13 protein-coding genes are annotated in these 24,471 nt (G+C 34.7%); 7 read left to right on the forward strand and 6 right to left on the reverse strand.

All coding sequences use genetic code 11. The features are described 5' to 3' along the window. Positions 1-716 precede the first annotated feature (716 nt). The 7 genes from ACFS3A_RS00215 to ACFS3A_RS00245 all read left to right on the forward strand — a co-directional run bounded on the left by ACFS3A_RS00215 (position 717) and on the right by ACFS3A_RS00245 (position 11,657). Entirely contained in the window at positions 717-3,659 is a 2,943-nt protein-coding gene (locus ACFS3A_RS00215; RefSeq protein WP_379823136.1) for a SusC/RagA family TonB-linked outer membrane protein, read from the forward strand. 10 nt (positions 3,660-3,669) lie between these two features. Continuing rightward, a complete protein-coding gene (locus tag ACFS3A_RS00220; protein ID WP_379823137.1) occupies positions 3,670-5,277 on the forward strand; it encodes a RagB/SusD family nutrient uptake outer membrane protein in 1,608 nt (535 codons plus the stop codon). Positions 5,278-5,306: 29 nt separating this feature from the next. Then, positions 5,307-6,374, forward strand: a complete 1,068-nt coding sequence (locus ACFS3A_RS00225) for a SusE domain-containing protein (RefSeq protein ID WP_379823140.1) — start codon at positions 5,307-5,309, stop codon at positions 6,372-6,374. A 329-nt stretch (positions 6,375-6,703) separates the two neighbouring features. Continuing rightward, entirely contained in the window at positions 6,704-7,801 is a 1,098-nt protein-coding gene (locus ACFS3A_RS00230) for a glycoside hydrolase family 53 protein (protein ID WP_379823142.1), read from the forward strand. A 3-nt stretch (positions 7,802-7,804) separates the two neighbouring features. Next, a complete protein-coding gene (locus ACFS3A_RS00235; protein ID WP_379823144.1) occupies positions 7,805-8,836 on the forward strand; it encodes a glycoside hydrolase family 53 protein in 1,032 nt (343 codons plus the stop codon). Positions 8,837-8,991: 155 nt separating this feature from the next. Beyond that, positions 8,992-11,367: a DUF4982 domain-containing protein gene (locus ACFS3A_RS00240; protein ID WP_379824347.1), complete on the forward strand. Its 2,376-nt coding sequence runs from the start codon at positions 8,992-8,994 to the stop codon at positions 11,365-11,367. Positions 11,368-11,474: 107 nt separating this feature from the next. Further along, entirely contained in the window at positions 11,475-11,657 is a 183-nt protein-coding gene (locus ACFS3A_RS00245; RefSeq protein ID WP_379824348.1) for a sugar-binding domain-containing protein, read from the forward strand. Between the two features lie 417 nt (positions 11,658-12,074). Here ACFS3A_RS00245 and ACFS3A_RS00250 read toward each other — a convergent pair whose 3' ends face one another. The 6 genes from ACFS3A_RS00250 to ACFS3A_RS00275 form a co-directional block, all read right to left on the reverse strand. After that, positions 12,075-14,888, reverse strand: coding sequence for a M16 family metallopeptidase (locus ACFS3A_RS00250; RefSeq protein ID WP_379823145.1), 2,814 nt, complete (start codon positions 14,886-14,888; stop codon positions 12,075-12,077). Positions 14,889-14,900: 12 nt separating this feature from the next. After that, the gene (locus ACFS3A_RS00255; RefSeq protein ID WP_379823148.1) at positions 14,901-17,162 is read right to left on the reverse strand and encodes a Gldg family protein; all 2,262 of its coding nucleotides are present in this window, start codon (positions 17,160-17,162) and stop codon (positions 14,901-14,903) included. Between the two features lie 15 nt (positions 17,163-17,177). Beyond that, the gene (locus ACFS3A_RS00260; RefSeq protein WP_379823150.1) at positions 17,178-18,125 is read right to left on the reverse strand and encodes an ABC transporter ATP-binding protein; all 948 of its coding nucleotides are present in this window, start codon (positions 18,123-18,125) and stop codon (positions 17,178-17,180) included. Between the two features lie 61 nt (positions 18,126-18,186). After that, positions 18,187-19,560 (reverse strand): RagB/SusD family nutrient uptake outer membrane protein, encoded by a 1,374-nt coding sequence (locus ACFS3A_RS00265; RefSeq protein WP_379823151.1) that lies wholly within the window; start codon positions 19,558-19,560, stop codon positions 18,187-18,189. 12 nt (positions 19,561-19,572) lie between these two features. Continuing rightward, positions 19,573-22,965, reverse strand: a complete 3,393-nt coding sequence (locus ACFS3A_RS00270) for a SusC/RagA family TonB-linked outer membrane protein (protein WP_379823152.1) — start codon at positions 22,963-22,965, stop codon at positions 19,573-19,575. A gap of 311 nt (positions 22,966-23,276) precedes the next feature. Then, positions 23,277-24,317, reverse strand: a complete 1,041-nt coding sequence (locus ACFS3A_RS00275) for a FecR family protein (RefSeq protein ID WP_379823153.1) — start codon at positions 24,315-24,317, stop codon at positions 23,277-23,279. Between the last annotated feature and the right edge of the window lie 154 nt (positions 24,318-24,471).

Consider the following 24,471-nt stretch of genomic DNA (forward strand, 5'->3'; position numbering starts at 1 on the left):
AGAAGGAATGCGATTTGAAAGCAGGATCAATTTTTTATATGAATAAGGTTGAAATCGGTTTGCTTTGCGAAAATAATAATTTATTGTATAAGGTGTAAAAGTAACATTTGTTTTTTAAATTAATTGTGACCGACAACTTCTATGTTCTTTTTTTTAATGAGATAAAAATTTGCTCTACAGTCATTTTTTTGAAATATTGTGGCTTAAAATTAGACTCTAAAGGGATTGTTAAATATGTTTTTTTAATGACTGATTTTTTGTTTTGTTGTTTTTTTTGGACCCAAAAAATGAAGAATATGTTTTTATAAGGTGTTGTATTTACGCTTTTACGAAATTGTCCCCTTTTATAAATGAATTTTTCCCTGTGTTTAAAACGCGCTGTATCCTTAATTTGCAATGTGAGTTGATGAGCTATAACGATTGAATAATTGTGTTTTTATTTTTTGTTTAAAGCAAGTCGGCGAAAAACATCTAACTAATTATCTTAACCAAAAACAATTTCAAAATGACCACTACTTCAATTAAACTTTACAGAGGAAACTGATCCTCATTCTAAAGAAAAGATTAAGCTTATTTTAAAAAGAAAACAGTTTATAATTCAAAGAAACAATTAGTATAAAAACTAAATATTGTTTCTTTAGGTTTATTCCGTGCCATCTTTTTTGACCAAAACTGAATTAACAAAAACTAACTTAAACCAAACCAATTAAAAAAGTATGAAAAGAATTAAAACTAAATTTTTACTTTTATTATTCTTACTTCCTTTTTGTGTTTTTGCTCAGAACACAATCAGCGGTGTCGTCTTGGAAAAGGGTTCCAAACAGCCCATACCGGGAGCTAACATAAAAGTAATAGGTGTCAATAGCAGCACCTCTACTGACTTTGATGGGAAATTTCAATTATCTGGAGTAAAAGCAGATAGTAAAATTATGATTTCCTTTACCGGTTATGTCAATCAAACTGTTGCCGTTGGCGGACAGAAAAATGTAACCGTATATCTTGAAGAAGATACAAATCAACTAAAAGAAGTCGTTGTTCAGGTAGGATACGGAAGCGTCAAAAAGAAAGATGCTACAGGATCTGTTACGGCTCTTACTACAAAAGATTTTAATAAAGGAAATAATATTACAACAGAAAATCTGCTTAACGGAAGAGTAGCAGGTTTAACGGTAAATTCAACTGGCGCTCCAGGTTCTAGTTCTCAAATTAGAATTCGAGGAGGAAGTTCGCTTTTTGCAAGTAATGATCCACTTATTGTAATCGATGGATTACCTCTTGATAATGCTACAAATACAGGTTCATCTTCGTTTTTAGCCTCATTGAATCCAGCAACTGTAGAATCTATAACGGTTTTAAAAGATGCATCGGCTTCTGCAATTTACGGTTCGCGTGCTGCAAACGGTGTAATCATTATTACGACTAAAAAAGGAAGCAAAACATTATCTGTAGATTACAATGTACAATATGCTGCGGGCACGCTGACTAAAACAGTTGATGTTTTTAGTGCCGATGAATTTAGAAGTGTCATTGCAGACAGAAGAAGCGATGACCTTGATAAATTAGGAACTGCAAATACAGATTGGCAAAGAGCGATTTATAGAAAAACGGGAACTATAGACCAAAGTTTAGCTGTTAGAGGAAGTTTGTTCAATATCATTCCGACTAGTTTAACGCTTGGAAATACAGATCAGCAAGGATTGCGTTTGACCAATAATTTTAAAAGAAATACGGTTGGTTTAGTAATGAATCCGACTTTCTTAGATAATCATTTAAAAATGAGACTTTCGGCTAATTATACAAACGAAATTAACCGATTTACAGATGGCGTTGAAGGTTCAGCAATTGGTTTTGATCCAACACAGCCTATAAAAGTTGAAGGCGCGCCTTACGGAGGATATTTTGAATATACTACAGGTGTTGATGCCAACGGTAATTATCCGTTAGTTTCAACTGCAGCAAGAAATCCTGTTTCGCAATTGTTGAATACCAATGACAGAGGAACAAATGACAGAATTTTTGGAAACTTCGAAATCGATTATAAATTCCACTTTTTACCTGCTTTAAGAGCCGTTGTAAATGTTGGTTTTGATGAATCAAACGGAGATAGAAGAAGATTAGTTGGTGCTGATGCAGGTTCTGCTCCATCAAATAATAATATTCCGTATGGTACAAATGAATACACAGAACAAACCAGAAGAAATAAATTATTAGATACTTATTTAGTGTATAATAAAACGTTCAATTCTTTGAATTTTGAAATGACGGGTGGTTATTCGTATCAAAAATTTCAAAGCTCAAAATTTGAAACGGGTAACATTTTAAATCCGGATTTACCATCAACATTTCCTGAAACTACTTTAGATACAGATGTTGTTTTGTTAGGGTTCTTTGCCAGAACAAACTTAAACTTCAGAGATAAATATCTATTGACGCTGTCTTATAGAAGAGATGGTTCATCAAGATTTGAAGAAGCAAACCGTTGGGGAAATTTCCCTTCTGTAGCTTTTGCATGGAAAATCAAAGAAGATTTCTTTAAAGAAAGCACCGTGTTATCTGACTTAAAATTAAGATTAAGTTATGGTATTACAGGACAGCAGGATATTCCTGAACCAAACGGATACTTACAGAAATATCAAGTTGGTGCTGGAAATGCTGAGTATTATTTTGGAGCAACTCCAGTTCCGATTGCACTTCCTTCAAAAAGAACAAATAATTTGAAATGGGAAGAAACCACTTCATACAATGCAGGTCTGGATTTTGGATTTTTAGACAATCGCTTATCTGCAGGACTTGATGTGTATTATAAAGAATCTAAAGATTTATTGGTAAACGCAGCAATATCTGATGGTAGTAATTTTTCTAACCGTGTTTATCAAAATGTTGGAAGTTTTACCACAAAAGGAATTGAGTTTACGCTTAACGCGAATGCCATTAAAACAGACAATTTTAACTGGAATATGAACTTTAATATTGCCAAATTCGAAAGAAGAATCAAAAATCTGGTTAACGGAACCGATATCTTTTTAGGAGACAATATTGCAGGAACAGGAACTCCAGGACAAATTTTTAGAGAAGGTTATACGCCATATTCTTTCTATGTATACAAACAATTATACAACAACGAAGGAAAACCAATTGATGGTGCTTTTGCAGATTTGAATGGAGACAATATCAAAAATGATTCAGATAAATACATTTACAATAATCCAGATCCGGATTTTACATTAGGATTTGCTTCGAATATGAATTACAAAAAGTTTGACTTTTCATTCAATTTAAGAGCAAGTGTTGGAAATAGAATTTTTAATGCGGTTGATGCCAGCAGAGCACAATATGATGCTATGGAAAATGGAGGGGTTTTAAGCAACATTCCATCTCAGGTATTAGAAACTAATTTCCAGACTACTTCAAATGTAGTATTGTCAGATATTTACATTGAAAATGCTTCATTTTTGAAATTAGACAATATTACATTAGGATATACTTTATCGAACTGGCTAAACAGCAAAGCTTCATTAAGAGTATCAACGGGAGTTCAGAACGTTTTTGTGATTACAAAATATAGTGGTTTAGATCCTGAAATTACAAATAACGGTGTAGATAAAACGATTTATCCAAGACAACGATCAGTATTATTTGGTCTTAATCTTAAATTTTAATAACGAAATCATGAAAAAATATATAGTAATAACGATAGTTGCATTGACTGTAATTTTTCAGTCTTGTACGGATGATTTAAACGTAGTCTCGAAAGATGACGACGTTCTTTCTTCTGATGTATTATTTTCTACACCTGACGGATATAAAAAAGCATTCGCCGGAGTTTATGGCAATCTAACTTTAACAGGAGTTATTGGTCCTAATGATTCTTCGTTAGAAGGCGTAGATGCAGGAACAAGTCAGTTTACAAGATGTTTATTATACATGCAGGAATTAACAACAGACGAATTGGTTTGGAGTTATGAAAATGATGGCGGAACGGCAGAATTGCAACGTAATATCTGGACCCCTGCAAATCCTGTAATTTTAGGAATGTTTAGTAGAACTATGGTTTCTGTGGCTTATGCAAACGAATTTTTACGTCAGAGTACACCGGAAAAATTAAGTTCAAGAGGCATTACAAATGCTGCAACTTTGACTGATATTGCACTTTACCGTCAAGAGGTTCGCGTTTTAAGAGCATATGCTTATTATACGATGATGGATTTGTTTGGGAAAGCGCCAATGTATACCGAAAATGATCCTGTAAATTTCACGGGGCCTGAGTTTAACAGAAAGCAATTGTTTGATTATATCGAAGCCGAATTAAAAGCGATTTTACCAGAATTAAAAGCAGCTAGAACAAATGAATACGGAAGAGTAGACCAATCTATGGCACGCATGATTTTGGCTAAAATGTATTTGAATGCACAAGTCTATATTCAGGCAAATCGTTTTAATGATTGTATTACAATGTGTAATGAAATCATTGCCAGCGGTTATACTTTGAAACCGAAATATTTAGACAACTTTAAAGCAGATAATAATACTTCTGAAGAAATCATTTTCGGAATCCAATCTGACGGGGCAGTTTCACAAAACTGGGGAGCAACAACTGTATTAACAAACGGACAAATTGGTGCCTGGGAAAATAATGGTGCTGACTTTGGAGTTGGTGGCTGGACAGGAGCGCTTAGAATCAGAAAAGAATTTGCCCAAAAATTTGACGGAGTAAAATTCAGTCAGGATACCAGAAATACTATCGGAAAAGGAGTTGCGGGAGATCCAGCAAAGCAAAGATCTATTGATATTGATGATATTGGCGTAAAAACACAAGGTTATATTTTATCAAAGTTTTCTAATAAAACTTCTACAGGAGTAGCTGGTGTAAGTTCTACTTATGCCGACACTGATTTCCCTTTATTCAGATTAGCTGATGTCTATTTAATGTATGCAGAAGCTACTTTAAGAGGCGGAAACGGCACTACTACTCAGGCATTAAATTATGTAAATGCTTTAAGACAAAGAGCAAATAATAATTCGACTGTTGGAAACATTACTTTAAGTGAGTTAACGCTTGATTTCTTAATTGATGAAAGAGCAAGAGAATTACATTGGGAAGCGCACAGAAGACAAGATTTAATTCGTTTTGGAAAATATACTGGCGGCTCTTACAATTGGGCATGGAAAGGAAATTCTTCCAAAGGAATCGCTATTGCTTCTCACATGAGTGTTTTTCCTATTCCGGAAGGATCATTGGGAGCCAATAGAAATTTAACTCAAAACACGGGTTACTAAAACTTTTTAAAACTTAAACGATACACAAAATGAAACTTATATATAAAATTTTTATAGCTGTTGTTGTACTTACAGGATTTTGGTCTTGTGAAAACGAAGAAAATTTAATGATTTTAGAACCTCAGGAAGCTGCTTTTGCTTTGATAACTCCAGAAGGTGGCTCATCAACTATTCTAAATAAAGAAACGCCAAATAATACAGCTTTGACTTTTACCTGGGAAAAAGTAAGTTACGGGACACCAACAATTGTGACCTATACCGTGCAGTTTGCGGCAAGTAATACGGAGTTTGCAGCGCCGGTAGACATTACATCTTCAACCTCTACACATGCTTCTATTACAGTGGCTGAACTTAATACAAGAGCGCTTGCACTTGGACTTACTCCAGGTGTTGAAGGAACAATCGATGTCAGAATAAAATCCACTGTTGGAACAACACTTTCAGAGCCAAAACTTTCTACGCCAATTACAATCAATTTGACTCCTTACAGAGGTGTATTTCCTAAAATCGATTTGTTTTTAGTAGGGCCAGGAACTGCTGCAGGTTGGAGCGTTACAAGTAACAATATGCCAATTTTCAGAGATCCAAAAGAGAACGCAAAACACTACTATACAGGATTTTTTAATAAAGACGGTTTTAAATTAATCGAACAAATTGGTTTCTGGGCTCCATTGTATGGAACAAATGGTGCCAAAGTACAATACAGAGCTACCGAAGCGGATGCTGATCCAGGGGTTTTCCCAACAACAGCTTCAGGTTATTATAGTTTTGAAGTTAATCTTGAAGAGTTGACATACAAAATCACACCTTACACAGGATCAATGACAACGTATGCAACAATTACTTTGACTGGATCTGTACTGACAGGCGATGATACGGGTTGGAGTAAAGATGTTCCTTTAGTAAAATCAGCATTTGATGGTCACATCTGGAAAGTTACGCAAACTTTAAAAGCTGGAGTACTGAAATTCAGAGCGAACAATAGCTGGGATGTTAGCTGGGGAGATAATGGCGGAAATATAACTGTTGAAGCTGGAAAATACGAAATCTGGTTCAATGACTTAGATGGTCGTTATATGTTTATACCAACTCCATAATTGAATTAAAAAATAAGAGAGGCCGTTCTGAAAAGTATTGGACAAAAAAACGCTTCGGAGAAGCGAAATATTTGTAGAAATTCATTTATGTCAATATAAAAGAGCTCCAGCGGAGCGAAATATACAGTTTTTGTAGAAAAAATGTCGCTCCGCTGGAGCTTTGCTATCGATAATAATTCAATTTCTACAAATATTTCGCTCCTGTGGAGCTCATTAAAATAGACAGGTAAAAAAACAGAATAGATTGCCTAATACATTTCGGTCAGCTTCTTTTTTACATTAAAAAACCTTTTTTTAAATTCAAAATTTCATTATTTATAACTTCTATCATGAAAAAATATATAAAAATTCTTGGCTTGCTTGCCATAACTGTAATTCAGTTTTCGTGCTCAAGTAATGATAATTCCGATACAGAGCCTGTTAACCCGCCAGATGCGACGGATACTTTTATCAGAGCATCAGATGTTTCTTTCCTTCCACAAATGGAATCTCTGGGAACTAAATTTTATAACAATGGAAAAGCAGAAGGAATGCTTACAACCCTAAAAAATGCAGGTTGCAATACAGTCCGAATTCGTTTGTGGAAAAATCCTGTAAACGGCCGTTCTGGTTTGAGTGAAGTAAAACAATTGGCTAGACAAGCAAGACAAGCTGGTTTAAGAGTCTGGCTTACGGTTCATTATTCTGATGATTGGGCAGATCCAGGCGTTCAAACCACTCCGGAAGAATGGAAAAATCTAAATTTTACTGATTTAAAATCGGCAGTTACTTCTTATACTTCAACAATTATTTCAGAAATCAATCCTGATATTATTCAAATTGGAAATGAAATCAACAGCGGGTTATTATGGCCGCAAGGGAATTTAATTAGTAATGAAAAACAATGTATTGAAATATTGAGTGCAGCAAGTGCAGTAGTTCGCAGCAAAGCACCAAATACAAAAATAATGATTCATTATGCAGGTGTTGGCGCTGGCGGTACAGATTGGTTTTTTACCAAAATGAAAAGTATTGATTATGACTATATCGGATTGTCTTATTATCCTGTTTGGCACGGTAAAGATTTAAATGAAGTAAAAAATACCATAGATGCTTTAGGAAAGAAATTCAGTAAAAAAGTCTTGATTGCAGAAACTGCGTATCCTTTTACCTTATTGCACAATGACCAAACGAATAATATTGTAGGTACAAGTGATCAGTTAGTTCCGGGATACCCTGCCACTCCTGCCGGACAAAGAACTTTTGTTATGGATATAAAAAACATAGTAAAAACATCGCAATTTGGACAAGGATTTGCCTACTGGGGCGGCGAATGGGTTGCTTTTAAAGGACCGCAATCGACAAGTGGTTCTACATTCGAAAATCAAGCTTTGTATAGTTTTGATAACAACGCCTTATCTGTAATGCAAGCTTTCAGTAAAGAATAAAACATGAAAAAAACGCTAAAAACGATCTCTTTTTTAATGCTAATTGGTATTGCTTTTACTTCTTGTAAACCAAAAATGATTAGCGAAAAGAATTCCTTTTCAAAAGGAGCAGACATAGGCTGGTTGCCACAAATGGAAGCAACGGGCTATAAATTCTATGATGCAGACGGTTCTCAAAAAGACTGCCTGCAATTATTAAAAGACCGCGGCATCAATACTATTCGTTTGCGTGTTTGGGTAAATCCAAATGATGATAAAGCAAGCGGACACTGTAGTCCGGAAGAAACCGTTGTGATGGCGGTTCGTGCTCAAAAAATGGGAATGCGCATTATGATCGATTTTCATTACAGCGATTCCTGGGCAGATCCAGGTAAACAAAATAAACCTGCTGCATGGGCAAAACATTCTTTTCCGGAATTATTAACCGATGTGTATCAGCATACTTACGACGTTTTGAAACTGTTAAAAAAAGCAGGAGTAACTCCCGAATGGGTTCAGGTTGGAAATGAAATTCCGGGCGGCATGCTTTGGCCGGAAGGCAGTACAGACAATTTTAAACAATTGGCACAATTACTTGATAAAGGATATGAAGCAACAAAAGCGATTGATTCAAAAATTAAAGTAATTGTTCATTTGGATGAAGGAAATAAAAGTGAAAAATTCAGATGGTTTTTTGACAAAGCAACTGAAAATAAGGTAAAATATGACGTAATTGGTTTATCGTATTATCCATATTGGATCAAAACCGATTATCAAAGCACCATTTTGGATTTAGAAAACAATCTAAAAGATATGGCTTCGCGCTACAATAAAGAAGTTATGGTTGTGGAAGTTGGCGGCGATTTTGAAGCAGTACAAAATACCAAAGAAATGCTCGAAGCAACTATAAAAGCCGTAAAAAGTGTGCCTAATAATAAAGGTTTGGGAGTTATCTATTGGGAACCGCAAGGCGAAAAAAGCTGGAGCGGTTATCAGCTTAATGCCTGGCTTTCTGATGGAAAACCTTCGCCTGCATTGGATGCTTTTAAAGAATAAAACTTTTATTAAAAATAAAATTTATCATTAAGATATTAAATTTTATAGCACTAAATTGTCTTAATATCTCAGCGGTAAAAAAAATAAAAAAGAAAATGAAATTAATTTTTAGGTCAATATTATTCTCCGGGTTGCTGTTTTTTTCATCTGTAAAAATGATGTCACAATCTACCACTGTTATTTTAAAAGACAATTGGCGCTTTTCTAAAGAAGTAAAAGAAGACGCTTTTGCTGTAGATTTCAATACTTCTAAATGGGAAAAAGTCAGCGTGCCTCATGACTGGGCTATTTATGGACCTTTTGACAAAGAATGGGACAAACAGGTTTCGGCAATTGAACAAAACGGAGAAAAAATTCCAACAGAAAAAACGGGTCGTACAGGATCATTACCACATATTGGAACAGGCTGGTATCGCAATACATTCTCTATTCCGGAATTTAAAAAAGGAAAAAAAGCACTTCTTATTTTTGAAGGAGCCATGAGTGAACCTCAAGTGTACTTAAATGGGAAAAAGATAGGAGAATGGGGATATGGCTACAGCTATTTTTATATCGATATTACGAATGATTTAAAAGCAGGTTCAGAAAATTTGTTGGCTGTTAAATTGACCAACATGCCCTTTTCATCAAGATGGTATCCCGGAGCGGGACTTTACAGAAATGTTAGTATTGTAATAAAAGAAGAAGAAAGTTTTGCACAATGGGGCACCTTTATTACAACGCCGGAAATGAAAGGGGATAATGCAGTTGTTGATATTAAAGCTGAAGTTCATGGCAGTGCTATGTCAATGATTACCGAAATAAAAGATGCAACGAATAAAGTAGTGGCAACTCAAAAAGCTTTAGAAATGAAAGATGGAAAATTCCATCAAGTAATTGAAGTGGCTAAACCTCATTTATGGAGTCCTGAGACACCTTATTTATATACAGCAGTAACCAAATTATATACTGCAGACGGAACTTTAAAAGACGAGCAAAATATAAAATTTGGTATCCGATTTATTAAATATGAAGCTAATAAAGGATTCAGCCTTAATGGTAAAGTGACAAAATTTAAAGGAGTTTGTCTTCATCATGATTTAGGGCCTCTTGGAGCGGCTATAAACAAAGCTGCACTTCGCAGACAATTGACGATTCTAAAAGATTTGGGATGTAATGCGATCAGAAGTTCTCATAATATGCCTTCTTTTGAACAGCTTGAACTGGCTGACGAAATGGGATTTATGTTTCTGGCAGAAAGCTTTGATGAATGGGCAAAACCAAAAGTACAAAACGGTTATCATCGCTTTTTTGAGCAATATGCAGAAAAAGATATTGTCAATTTAGTGAGAGCTACACGTAATCATCCTTGTATTGTAATGTGGAGTTCCGGGAATGAGGTTCCCGATCAATGGGGTGCTGAAGGGGTAAAACGTGCCAGATGGCTGCAGGACATCTTCCACCGTGAAGATCCTACAAGACCTGTGACTGTTGGTATGGATCAGGTAAAAGCAACTATGGAATCTGGCTTTGGAGCTTTGCTTGATATTCCGGGATTAAATTATAGAGTGCATCTTTACGAAGAAGCGTATAAAACATTTCCGCAAGGACTTATTTTAGGTTCAGAAACAGCTTCAACAGTGAGTTCAAGAGGAATTTATAAGTTTCCTGTTGTTCAGGCAAAGAATAAGGAGTATGATGATTTTCAAAGTTCTTCTTATGATTTAGAAGCCTGCAGCTGGTCAAATGTCCCTGATGAAGATTTTGTGCTTCAGGATGACAAACCGTGGGTTATTGGAGAATTTGTCTGGACAGGTTTTGATTATTTAGGAGAGCCAACGCCGTATGATGAAAAATGGCCGTCAAGAAGTTCTTATTTCGGAATTTCAGATTTAGCAGGACTTCCTAAAGATCGTTTTTATCTGTACAGAAGCAGATGGAATACAAAAGATAAAACCCTTCATATTCTGCCACATTGGAACTGGAAAGGAAGAGAAGGCGAAATTACTCCCGTTTTTGTTTACACCAATTACGACAGCGCTGAGCTTTTTGTAAATGGAAAAAGTATGGGAATTCAGAAAAAAAACAATTCAACTCCTCAGAACCGTTACAGGTTGATGTGGAATGATGTTAAATACGAACCAGGAACAGTAAAAGTGGTAGCATTTGATTCGAATGGAAAAGTGGCGGCAGAAAATGAAATTAAAACTGCCGAAGATCCTTATCGAATTGTGCTCGAAGCAGATCGCAAAACGATCAAAGCAGATGGAGATGATATTTCTTTTGTGACGGTTTCTGTGGTAGATAAAAATGGAATTCCGTGTCCTACAGCAACTAATGAATTACAATTTAAAGTAACGGGTGCCGGAACTTACAGAGCCGCATGTAATGGCGATGCCACTTCATTGGAAATATTTCATGACAACAAAATGAAGCTTTTCAGTGGTAAATTGGTGGTATTGGTTAAAGCAGCTAAAACTCCCGGTACAATTCAATTAGAAGTAAAAGGTAAAGGATTTAAGACAGCAAAAATCATTTTAAGCTCTGAATAAAGATTAAAATGCTGCTTTTGATAATGCAAAATAGCAGAACGTAAATATACCGCACGATGAGCGTAAAAGGATAATTGAGTCCAACTTCGGCAAGTTGTCTGGGATACTTGGGCATTGCCTGTTATAGAAAGTCAATTAATATTTCACAGAGCAAATCTGGCGAAAAAGTGTATTTGGACTTTGAGGGAGTTTACAATAGAAATGAAGTGTTCAACAACGGAAAATCATTAGGAAAACGTCCAAAGGACTATATTTTTTTGCTTATGATGCATAACCAAAGGACTTATTAAAGAAAAGAGCTGTTTTGTAGACAGCTCTTTGTTAGGTTTTTCAAGTTAGAGTATAAGCTTACTAATTCAAAATACTTCGAAGAAAATAATGAAAAACCAAAGTGTTTTTAATTTCTCTTAATTAATAGTATTGTTTTGCAAGAGACTTTTTAATTTCGGAATAGTTAATAATTATTGGAGCTATAATATTTAATTTGTTTAAACACTGTGCTTTCTTATTTGGACAGAATTCAGAAACATTTATAAATCTACTAGTCATTTTATTGCTTAAATAATTTATAGAAAATTCATAGGCTACAGTGAGCAAAAAATCTTACTATTTATTTTTTGTTCAGAAGACATTCAACATTCAATAGAAAAGGCTGTCTGGCAAAGACAGCCTCCTTTCACTAATAAAATAAAAATGTATTTAAAGTCTTATTTTCCTGATTGAATTTCAGGGCTCATAATAACTTCGACACTACTGGAACTATCCAAAACGTGCTTACTAAACTGCTGAATAGTTTTCTGATTAATTTTAGAAATTAAACTTTTGTATTCTTCATCTGTTGAAAACGGAATCTGATTTAAACTGTAATTGTACAGTGTTGTTGCCCAGAAAGCATTCGTTTTAAGTGATTCTTCTCTGTTTTTCAATAAAGCTTTTTTAATATCTTCCAAATCATTTGCATTGACTGGATTTGATTTTAAATCGTTGATTTCTTTCCAGACAATCTGCATTAATTTTTCCTGTTTGTCAGGATTGCAGTCAAAAGTCAAAGCAAGGCTAAAAGAAGGTTTAGGAATAATTTCCAGATTACCGCCAACATTTACGCCGTAGCTTCCGCCTTCTTCTTCTCTAATTGTCTGCAGGAATCTTTTAGATAACAACTCACCAATAATATACATGGTCATGGCATTTTCTTTACTGTATTCTGTTTTTCCAGTCAAATTCAAGTAAACAGTACTTTTTGCCACTTCCATAGGACGATTGAAATGCACAACCGTTTTTCCTTTTTTAGGGCCAATATTATGATCTGCAAAAGTTTCTTTTACAGCAGGATTTGATTTTAAATTTCCAATGTACTTCTGAATAATTTCTAAAGCTCCTTCAGGAATATTTCCCACAAAAACAAAAGTAAAATCTGAAGCATTTTTAAAGCGGTCTTTATAAATACTTTCTGCTTTCTGTAAATTGATGTTTTCTAAAAACTTTTCATCAAAAATAAAAGTCCTCGGATTATAATTAGAGTTTGCCAGATCAACAGAATCTTTAAAGGTATTTCCGTTGTCTTTTTTGATGTTTTCTAAACGGTTTTTATACTGTTCTTTTAGGATGCCGAAAATATTTGGGTCAAAACGCGGTGTTTCAAAAGAAAGATACAGCAGTTGCAGCATGGTTTCGAAATCGGCTTTGTTGGAGCTTCCTTGAAATCCTTGTGTATTTTCGCCAATAAAAGGAGCTGACTGTGCGACTTTACCCGTCATTTTTTCTTTTAAAGCGATATTATCAAAATTGCCTAAACCAGAAGATCTTGCCATTGTGGTTGCAATTTCCGCAGAAGCCAAATCTTCGGTTTTAATTAAAGATTTACCGCCTTTAGAAAATGCTGTAAGCACCACTTGATCTTGTGAATAAGTTGTTGAAAGCACAATGACGTTAGCGCCATTTTCTAAAGTATATCCTTTTGCGGCAGAAATTCCCGGCACTTCAAATGTTTTTTTAATTGAGGCTGGTTTTAATTCTTTTGCAATTAAAGGTTGGTTGTTTTCCTTTTTAGTATAAGGCTCCAAAGTCTTGTTTTCGACTTTTTTCATTACCTGAACTACCGCATCTTTAGTAGGGAAATTTACTTTATCCTGATCAGAACCTGTTACTAAAACAACTTGATTGGTTGGTTTTTGAATGGTTTTGATATAAGCATTAATTTCCTCTAAAGTGATGTTTTTGATAATGCCTACAATCAATTTGTAATCCTCTTCAGCAGATAAGAATGGTTTTGCTTTCAAGAAATAATTCGTCAGTTTTTCCGACCAACTGTCATTGTCTACTTTATCTTTATTGCTGATAAAATCATCATACGAACTTATAAAAAGTTTTTTAGTTCTGTCTAATTCTGCCTGTGCAATTCCAAAACGTTTTAAACGCTCCGCTTCTGTATAAGCGTCTTCAAAAGCTTCTAATGTTTTTCCTTTTTTGGCTGAAGCCGAAATATTAAAAGACGTATTTAATCTCGAAATCGGCTGAAAATAGGTTTGTAAACCTAACGCAGCACTTTGGTTTTTTAAAATCAATTCTTTATAACGATTGTTTAAAATGCTGGTGTAAAAAGAATTCATTACATTTTTACGGGTCAAAAGACTATCTTTTACCAAAGGTTCATCCAAAACATATTGTAACGTAATCTCAGTTGAAGAAGCTTCTTTATCAGATGCAGTTCCAAAATACAATTCATCATGTTTCGGAATTTCAAAATAGGTGCGGGGCGCTGCTTTTTTAGCTAACGGAATTCCGGAGAAAATAGCTTTTACTTTCTGTTCCATTGCCTTTACATCAATATCTCCTACAATAATTACAGCCTGTAAATCGGGTCTGTACCATTTTTTATAATAGTTTCTCAATTCAGGATATTTGAAGTTATTGATGATATTTAAATCGCCGATAACATCTCTTTTGCTGTATTTTGAACCTTTATACAGAATAGGATCAGTTTGCATTTTTAAACGAAAATCACTTGTACGGCGCGTTCTCCATTCTTCACGGATAACGCCTCTTTCAGCATCAATTTCTTCATTGGTCAAAGAAAGAGAACCTGACCAGTCGTGCAACACCCAAAGCGTAGAATCGATTAGTTTTTCGTTGGTAACCGGAACCGTACTGATGTTGTACACTGTTTCATCCTGAGCGGTGTAAGCATTGATGTCTTTTCCAAAGGTTACGCCATTTTTTTCCAGCATTTTAATGATGCCTTTTCCTTTAAAATGTTCTGTCCCGTTAAAAGCCATGTGTTCCAGAAAATGCGCCAATCCGTTTTGATTGTCATCTTCTAAAATAGCACCCACATTTTGGACAAAGTAAAAACTGGCTCTGTCTTTCGGTTCTTCGTTATGCAGAATGTAATAGGTTAGACCGTTTTTTAATTTTCCGGTCGTGACGTCTTTATTCAGCGGAATCGTGGTTTTAAACTGCGAAAATGCACCTTGAAAAGACAAGGCCATAATCGCAATAATGATATTTTTTTTAGTAGTCATTTTTTTTGAGTTTTATCTTCTATTTCTTCTAATAAGTATAAAAGCACCGCCTAATATGATCAATAAAGGAAAGATTCCAATAAACAAGATTTTATTGATGAAAACCTGATTTGATGTAATCGTGATTTTATTGTCGATTTTTTGAGGACGAGTAGTATCAATTGGAAATTGATAATTGCTGAACCAGCTGAAGATATCGGTTACAAATTGAAAAGTTCCGGATCCGCCACGGCTTAATTCGGCATTGCCCATAAAATCTGCATCTCCCGCAACAATTATTTTTTGTGTTTTACCATTGATGTTTCTCGTTAAAGCAGTTACAAGAGGAATTTCTTTTGAAGAAGGCTGTTTCTTTAAATCTTCTGAAATTGAAGTGACTCCTGCCTGAGATTCCCATACCGGCTGTTTATTGGTTTTTAAAAGTGTCGTAACTTTAAATCCAGCCTCTTTTGTTGAGGTAATACCACTGCTCCCTAAAAACGGAATTGGATTATTGATTTTGCTTAATTTGATAACAGTAGAATCAACATTCTTTTGAAGCTCGGTTACTAAGAAATCAGGCGAATTAGTTTCACTTTCCTGCACTAAAGTCTGTTTTGTAAATCCGATTCCTAATTTATCTGTAATCGTTACTAAAGCTGAATTCGTTTCTGGTTCTGTCAATAGCATTAAGTTTTTGCCTTCATCAATATATTTAGTAATACGGTCGATAGCGCCTTGACTTAATTGTGTTTTAGGATCTGCAATGATTAAAATATCAGTTGCAGAAGGAATATTTTGCGCATTAATATCAACAGAAGCAACGTCAAATCCCTGATTGATTAACGAGTTTCTGAATGTTATTTCGTTAAATCCGGTTTTATAATTTTTATCTCCATTTTTTTCAATGCTGCGTTCCATATTTCCAGTTGCAAATACAATCTTTACAGGATTAGAAACTAAGCGCTTTAATGAAGCGGAGATTTCTTTTTCAAATGGTACTTTAAATAAGTCATCAAACATTCTAAGGAAAGTCTTTTTCCCGTTGTATTCTACCGTTCTGACTACTCTGTTTTGCTCAGGTCCTAAATCGATAATTTTTTTGATTTCTGCAGGAGAATATAGTTTTTTAAGTTTCATATCCTGCGACTCGACCATTTTTTCAGCAAGCTGTTTGTCGTTTAATCCTGGATTTTGAGCATACAAAGCTTCATTTGTTGAAGTGTCGTAATAATAAACATACTCCATTTCTATTTGGGGCAAAAAACGGGTGTATTTTGCAAAACTCGCAATATCAGAATTTTGAGAATATGGCATTGCCATATAATAATTAATATCTAGTAAGTTGACATAGGTAGTAATTTTAACAGGTCCTTCTATTTTATCGACAACATCTAAACTCCTTTTGGTTAGTGTATTGTCTTTATTTCGGGTCATATCGTGATAAAAAGTAAGTGGTGCTCTTGAAGTGATATAACCAAGAGATAAGACAGTAGCTATTAATACAGTATATTTTAAAGCTCTTTTAGATGCAGTCTGTGCATCTCTTCCGGTCTGTAGTTTATAAATACTCAATACAATAAAAAGACTGCTTACTAAAAAAAAGTATAATACATCTTTACTAATAATCAATCCTTCCAGCATTTCATTGGCACGTCCGGCGATTGAAAGGAAATAGGTAATATCTTTTACGATTTCAATATCCTGCCAAAGTTTTCCAATAAAATTTAAACCTGCTAAAACGACCAAAGTGCTAATGGCCGCCACAACTTGATAAGAAGTCAGACAGGACATAAAAAGTCCAATTGCTGCGTAAGTACAAACCAATAAATACAAACCAATTAGTCCTGAAATGGCAAATTTAAGATCTAAGTTTTCTATAGAGAAATATGCGATAGCAACTTGTAAGCCTAAAATAGCAATGAATAAAAGACAGTAAGCAGCAATGGCTAAATATTTACCTAATACAATGTCTTTAATTCTAATTGGTGACGAAAGCAAAAGCTTGATAGAGCCACTGTTGATTTCACGGCTTACTAATCCCATGGTTAAAAGAGGAACATACAAGTACAGATAATTTTGCATTTCTGTATATAACCCACTGAAGCCAGAAAAAACAATCTGTGATAAATTGTCCATGCTTTGACCAATTTTCTGAGCTTTTTCGAAACGTTCGATTGTATTGAAAAATTTCCAGCTGGACTGGATTGAAAATATTACTAAAACAACCCAGGCAACTGGTGAGTAGAACATCGTATTGAGCTCTGTTTTAGCAATTCTATATATTGTTTTCATTTGTTTATTTTTTGTTTAAGAAAGAATGGCGTTTTTTGATGGGGCTTTTTTAGATAATTGGGCAAAGATTTCGTCTAATGAAACTTTTTCAAATTGAATTTCGCGAAGTTTCCAATTATTGTAGACACTAACAGCCACAATTTTTTCAGCAATTTCCTGTGTGCCTTCGAAAGTAATTTGTACTTTTTTAGGAGTCAGATAAACAGCATTTGTAATTTCCGAAATTTCTTTGAAAGCCTCGACAACCGGAGGATTTTCAAAACTAGCCGTTAATTTATCAGCTTCGATATAATTGTTAAAAGCGTCCAGCGTATCAGAAAAAACCATGTGTCCGTTTTCAATCATTCTGATGTCCTGACAAGTTGCCTGAACTTCAGAAAGAATATGTGAAGAAAAGATTACGGCTTTGTCTAGTGCTATTTTCTTAATTAAATTTCTAACTTCCAGAATCTGATTTGGATCTAATCCGTTCGTAGGTTCGTCCAAAACCACCAATTTAGGCTCATGTATAATCGCTTGTGCAATACCCACACGCTGTCTGTAACCTCCGGATAAGTTTTTGATCAATCGGTGGCTGAAATGCGAAATCCCGCATTTTTCTTTTGCTTTTTCTACAGCGTTTCTTAGGTTTTCTTTTGGGACTAATCTTAACTGCGCACAGTGAATCAGATATTCATCTACTGTTAAATCTAAATGCAAAGGTGGTGTCTGAGGTAAAAAACCAATCAGTTTTTTGGCTTCGACTGGGTTTTCTTTCAGGTTAATTCCATCAATATAAATGTTTCCTTTGGTTTGGTTTAGAACGCCGCAAAGAATATTCATTGTAGTAGATTTTCCAGCTCCATTAGATCCTAAAAGGCCTAAAATTCGATTTGTTTTAATTTCAAAACTAATATTTTGTATTGCCCAATCCTTACTGTATTGATGCGACAAGTCCTCAACTCTTACAATTGTTGTTTCCATAGTGTTTTTTAAAATCGCAGAAATGAATGTGTTAAACTCATTCCTGCGTTATTTTTAGTATTTAGTATCCTGAATTTTGTTTTAAGAAAGGATTGGAACGAATAGCTGTTTCCGGAATTGGATATAGCGCATCTGTAGCGGTCCAGATTTTACCAGTTAGGACAGAAAGTGTTTCGTTAATTTTGCCAGTTCTTTTAAGATCAAGCCATCTGTGGCCGTTTTCGGCAAAAAGTTCACGCTGTCTTTCAAGAGCAATTAATTCTAATAATTGATTAGAATCTGTTAGAGTAGTATTGTCTAATAAAGCTCTGTTTCTGATTGTATTAATATCTTGCTGGGCGCCAGTAATATTATTGGATTTCACTCTGGCTTCTGCTCTTATTAAATATAACTCAGCCAGTCTCAGTACTGTTGATCGTTCGATAGGAGAGTCAGTAAATCTGTTTTTGTATTTAGTTGGTGCTACTCCGGCAAGACTTCCTTGGGTACTTGTGACATTTCTGGTCCAGTTTATTTTTCGCGCATCATCCGCCTCAAACAATGAATTTCCATTTCTTAGTAAAAAGGTTGCTGTATTTGCATTTACAAAAACAGAAGATCCTTCATAGGTATAATTTACATTAAAATAAGGAATTTGTAAAATAGCTTCACTGTTATCTGAGATAAAAGGGCTGTTTGTTGCAGATAAGTCAGTAATCATACCGTAGGTTCCGGTTTCGTTGATTACAGCAGTTGCATGGTTAGCAGCTTCATTCCATCTTCCCAAATATAGATTTACTCTGGCTAATAGAGCTTCAGATGCGCCTTTTGTTGCTCTGATTCTCTCATTGTCATAATTATCATAATTTGCCGGAAGATCTTGTGAAGCTTCAGTCAAATCTTTAAGAATCTGTGCATAAATAACCTCTTGAGAAGATTGTGGCAACAATGCTGATATATCTATATCTGTAGTGAGAACTAAAGGAACCTCACCCCAAATATTAGTCAGGTAAAAAAAGCAATATGCTCTTAAGAATTTTGCTTCAGCAATCCAGCGCTTTGTTTTGGCAGGCGTAAGGGTAGTACTTTTTGTAATTCCTTCTATAACGTTGTTGGCATTATAGATGGTTTTGTACAATTCTGTCCACATGCTGCTCATTGAACCATCAGTTTCGACTAGTTCATTAGAAGTGTACGGATTTGTAAGACCGCTTCTTAATATCAACTCATCTGATGTCTGTCCAAGCACGCTGTGTATTTGATTGTAGTAGAAACCGGTTACCATACTATTATAAATTCCATTCACAGCTGCATCTGTTGTAGCATCAGATGAATAAACGGTTTCTGATGATAACTGGTTGCTTGGAAGATCCACTTCAAGAGCACTATCACAGCTAGTAAGTCCCAGTATAAAAAAAGAAAATACTGCGATATATTTAGTAGAAATATTTTTCATGATTTTTTAGATTTAAAATGTAAACTGAGTTCCAAGAGTTATGGTGCGCAACGGAGGCAGGGCCAGACCTTGTGTTTCTGGATCAAGTCCTTTGTATTTGGTAAAAGTCACTAAATTTTGTCCCTGAAGCGAAAGTCTGACACTCTGTAAATACTTCTTTGTACCTTCATCTAAAGGAATTTGATACGAAGCACTTACGTTTTTAAGTCTTATAAAAGACGCATCTGTAATTACTGCATTTGATGCTATATAATTAAAATAACTGTTTTGGAAACCAGAACTTAAAGCATTTCCCTGCGCTAAAAAAGCATTGTATTCATCCACCTGGAAATTAGCAGTTCCGTAAGGATAACCAGGCTGGGTTCCTGTAGCGGCCATCAAAGTAGTAGCGTCTTGTTTTACAAACTGGAACAAAAAGTCAAGTGAGAAAGCTTTGTAACTTATGGTATTAGACAAACCGCCATAGTACTGAGGATAAGTCGGACCATAATATTTTCTGTCACCTCTTCCAGTTTCTGCAAATCCATTTGAAATTCTGCCATCTCCGTTTGCATCTTCAAATTGAGCAATTCCATTGGCATCAACTCCTGTAAAAGTATGTAGAAAACGACCATTTAAAGGTTTTCCAACAATGTATTGAGAATAGTAGCTGGTAAATTCTATACCTGGAAATGAAACCAATTTATTAGAGTTGAATGAAATATTAAAAGAGCTTGACCAGTTAAAGTTTTTAGTACGAATGTTGGTTGAACCTAAGGTAAACTCCCATCCTTTGTTTTCAACTTCGGCAGGTAAATTTGCAGTGTAAGTAGTAAATCCTGCTTGTGGGCTTAGTGTGTATCCAACCAGTTGATTACTGGAAGTATTTCTATAATAAGCAGTAGTGAAAGAAATGCGGTCATTATTAAAGCTTAAATCTAAAGCAGCTTCAAATTTGCGTGTTACTCCCCATTTAATATTTGGATTTGCTATTCTGGATGCTGTCATAGAAGGATTTCCGTTTCCGTAAGTACGTGTATCAAAAGTATCTGCATATTGGTATTCTCCAATTCCGTCACTTCCGATTTCCCCATAACTTGAACGAATTTTTCCAAAACTAAGTACAGGAATATTTTTCATAAAATTTTCTTGTGTAAAAATCCATGCACCTCCAATAGAACCAAAATTTCCAAAACGATTATTGGCTCCAAAACGAGAAGAACCGTCTCTTCTAAAATTCAGGTTCAGAATATATTTGTTTTCGATGTTGTAATTAACCCTGCTGAAAAGCGAAATGTATTTATATTCTGTAGAACCATTGTTTGCTGTAACATTTTCGGCCATAGCTAAGTTGCCAAGTAAATTGTCGGAACTATAACCACTTGAATAAACATAGGCAGGCATTTCTGATTTTCTGTTCTGCCACGAGCCACCAACAAGAGCTGTAAGGTTTCCTTTCCATAATTCTGTATTGTAATTAAGCTGAGGCTCAACAGTAAAATTATTGGTATTATTAGTTGATGTGCTGTAAGATCTTGAAAAGTTAGATTCAAATCCGTTTGCTTCATCATAGACATGATTGCTGGCAGATGAAGGCATAAATTGTTTGGTCTGCATTTGAGCTCTTCCATAGCCTAAATCTGTTTTAAAAGAAAAACCTTTTGCTATTTCATACTGAAGGCTGATACTTGTAATTAAATTAAACCCTTTATCATCTACCCTTTTTCCTAAAGCAGCAAGAGGATTTATATCACTAAAGTAATCAGGAGACCAATAGTAGCTTCCATCAGCATTATATAACGGGCGGTTAGGAGCAGTACTTATTGCATAAGTAGTAATATCAAAAAATGGAAGCTTATTATTATCAGTTGCAAAAATCACAGAAGCCCCTATCTTTAATTTATTATCCATAGTACTATGATTAACATTAAAGTTAGTAGAGAATTTATCATAGCTAAAATCTCCCGGGACAACAGTGGTTTCTTTATGATAAGCACCGCTTAAAAGGAAATTTGTCGTTTCATTCCCACCTTTTAATGAAGCAGAGTAATTATTGAAATTAGCTGTTCCTCCAATTAATTTTTTCTGCCAGTTGGTGTAATTATTAGGATTCCAGTCAACTAGAGCAATACCATTACTGAAATTAGAAGCCGTATCGCCATTATTATCCAATGCAGTCTGCAGCATGTTAAGATAAGTTGGAGTATCTAATGTTTTGATCATATGTGCTACTTCAGAAACTCCGGAATTTGTGGTAACTGTAAACTCTGTTTTTCCAGATTTTCCTTTTTTTGTCGTAATAAGCACAACGCCATTTGCACCTCTTGAACCGTAAATAGCAGTTGCATCGGCATCTTTTAGGATTTCAATACTTTCAATATCATTTGGATTGATGATATTCAAAGGACTTGTAGATTTTTGTGCCCCTCTGATTACATTGTCATTCTGCGTTTGCTGTTTAATATCATCTCCAATGTATGGAACACCATCTACAATATAAAGCGGCAGATTACTGCCATCGATAAAGTTTCTGCCTCGTATGCTTATATTCATATCACTTCCGGCATAACCAGAAGTCTGTGATACGTAAACACCTGGAGTTCTTCCTTGAAGGGTTTGTAAAATATTTGTTATGGGCTGTTTTGCAATATCTTCAGAAGTAATTTTTACTACCGATCCTGTTGAAGTTCTTCGGGTTGTGGTTCCGTATCCGATAACTACGATTTCATCTAATTTAGCCAAATCGGGCTGCATTTTGATGGTAATAGAAGTTTGGTTTTCGATAGTTACTTGTTGTGTTTTATATCCTAAATAAGAAACTTTAAGTACATGTTTACCTGAAGGTAATTCAATATAAAACTGTCCATCAAAATCAGATATTCCTTGTTTATTACCCCCTACAAGTAATATGCTTACTCCAGGTAACGGCTGTCCGTTTTCATCTAGAATTTTTCCACTCAGTATGTAACTGGCATCTTCTGATTTTTTAGTTTTTGATGTACTTTCAACAGTTTTGTCAGCTTCTTTTTTATAAATCACAACATTTTTATCTACTTGTTTGTAGACTAAATTACTGCCCTGAAATACGCTATTCAAAATATCACTAACACTTCTGCGTCCGCGGGGAGTAGTTACTTTTGGAAAATCTTTTATGATCTGCGGCTGATAAGCGAAAAGTAATCCCGTTCTGTTCTCTATAGTTTTAAAAAGCGTTTTTATATCCTGATTATGAAGCTCAATGTCAACAGATATTGACTCTAAATTCTGACCACTCATTTCGGTTGCGAAGATCATATGAGTGCCGCAGGTCAGTAAGAAAATGTGGAATAAACTGATTCGCATAATCATAATGGTTTTTTTTGACAAGTGAAAAAAAGACGAATTCTTTTCACTGTCAAACATGGTTGTTTTACAGCGTAATTTCATAAATTTGCTTGTTTTTTAATGGTTACTGGATTAATTGTTAAAAATCTCGGCCATCTGGTGTAGGAGCTGGATGGCTTTTTTCATTTTGGTTTTGGTTAATTTGCTTTCTTTTTTTTTTAAGGTTAATATTTATTTTCTAAGCTTTCTAAGTAGGAGGTCAGTAAGCTTTATTTACTCTTTTTTCTATCTTCTATTTTCTATTTTCTATCTTCTATTTTCTATTTTCTATCTTCTATTTTCTATCTTCTATTTTCTATCTTCTATTTTCTATCTTCTATTTTCTATCTTCTGTATTCTATCTTCTGTATTCTTTATTCACAGCCTTTTCCGTCCAAAATAACAGCGCCTGCTTTATTGTAACGATATTCTGTTTCAATAACACTGCTGATTACTTTTAGCACATGATCTAGATCTTCTTCGTTTAAGAAACTGGCAGTAATTCGGCAATTCTTAATTTTTTCGTTTGAAATAAAAATCTGTACTTTATATTTTTGAGCAATTAACGAAACCGCTTCGGCCATATTAATATCGTCAAGAATCAGGTAATTGCTTTTCCATTCGGTTACAATAGCAGCGCTGACATTATTCTGTTCAAAGCTCAACGTACTTTTGTTTACTTTAATCTGCTGATTTGGAGTTATCACACCATATACTTTTTCAACATCTCCAACCTGAACTTTACCTCGGGAAACAGTCACTTCTATATTGTCTGAAGAATTTTGAGCATTAATATTAAAAGCAGTTCCTAAGACTTTAGTCTGAATTTTACCAGTATGTACAATAAAAGGTTTTGCTGCATTATGCTTAATGTCAAAAAAAGCTTCTCCAGTCAACGTTACTTCACGAGTTTTAGAGTCAAAAGAACTTTGATCATATTTTAATGTACTGTTATCATTTAGCAGAACTGTACTACCATCTGGAAGACGAACCAATTGTTTACCGCTAAAATCAATTAAGGTATTTTGTGCTATAACTTCTGGTGTCTCAGGTGCAGTTGGAAGAACTGTCTTTTCCTTAAAAAACAATGAATTACCCAAAGCAATCAACAAAGCAATACTCGCCGCAGCAAAAAGCGATTGAAAAATGACTTTTCTTCTTCGCTTCGGATTTAATTCCACTACTTTAGGTTCGTTTTGCGGTTTAGATAAAATGTAATTCAGAATATCATCACTCTGTTTTTTATCCATTACTTCAGTAACAACTTCTTTTTCCAGCAGATTCTGAATTTTTTCTTTTAGAAAATCATCATAAGCACCTTGCTGAATTATTTTCATCATTTGCTGCTTTTCTGCATCAGATAACTTGTTCTGCAGATAGCTTTCAAATAATTCTTCGAATTTTTTTTGCGACATTTTTTCGTAGATTAAATTAGTTCTTGTTAGTTAATGATAGATTTATGGATTTTTTTTTTTTTTTTTTCAGCCCTTCTTATTTTAGGGATGGAACACGTTTAAAATGTCCCTTTTATATAAAGACCATTGAAAAAAGGGGAGGGAGTAGTTGAAA

Source organism: Flavobacterium notoginsengisoli (assembly GCF_042686225.1).
Lineage (GTDB): Bacteria > Bacteroidota > Bacteroidia > Flavobacteriales > Flavobacteriaceae > Flavobacterium > Flavobacterium notoginsengisoli.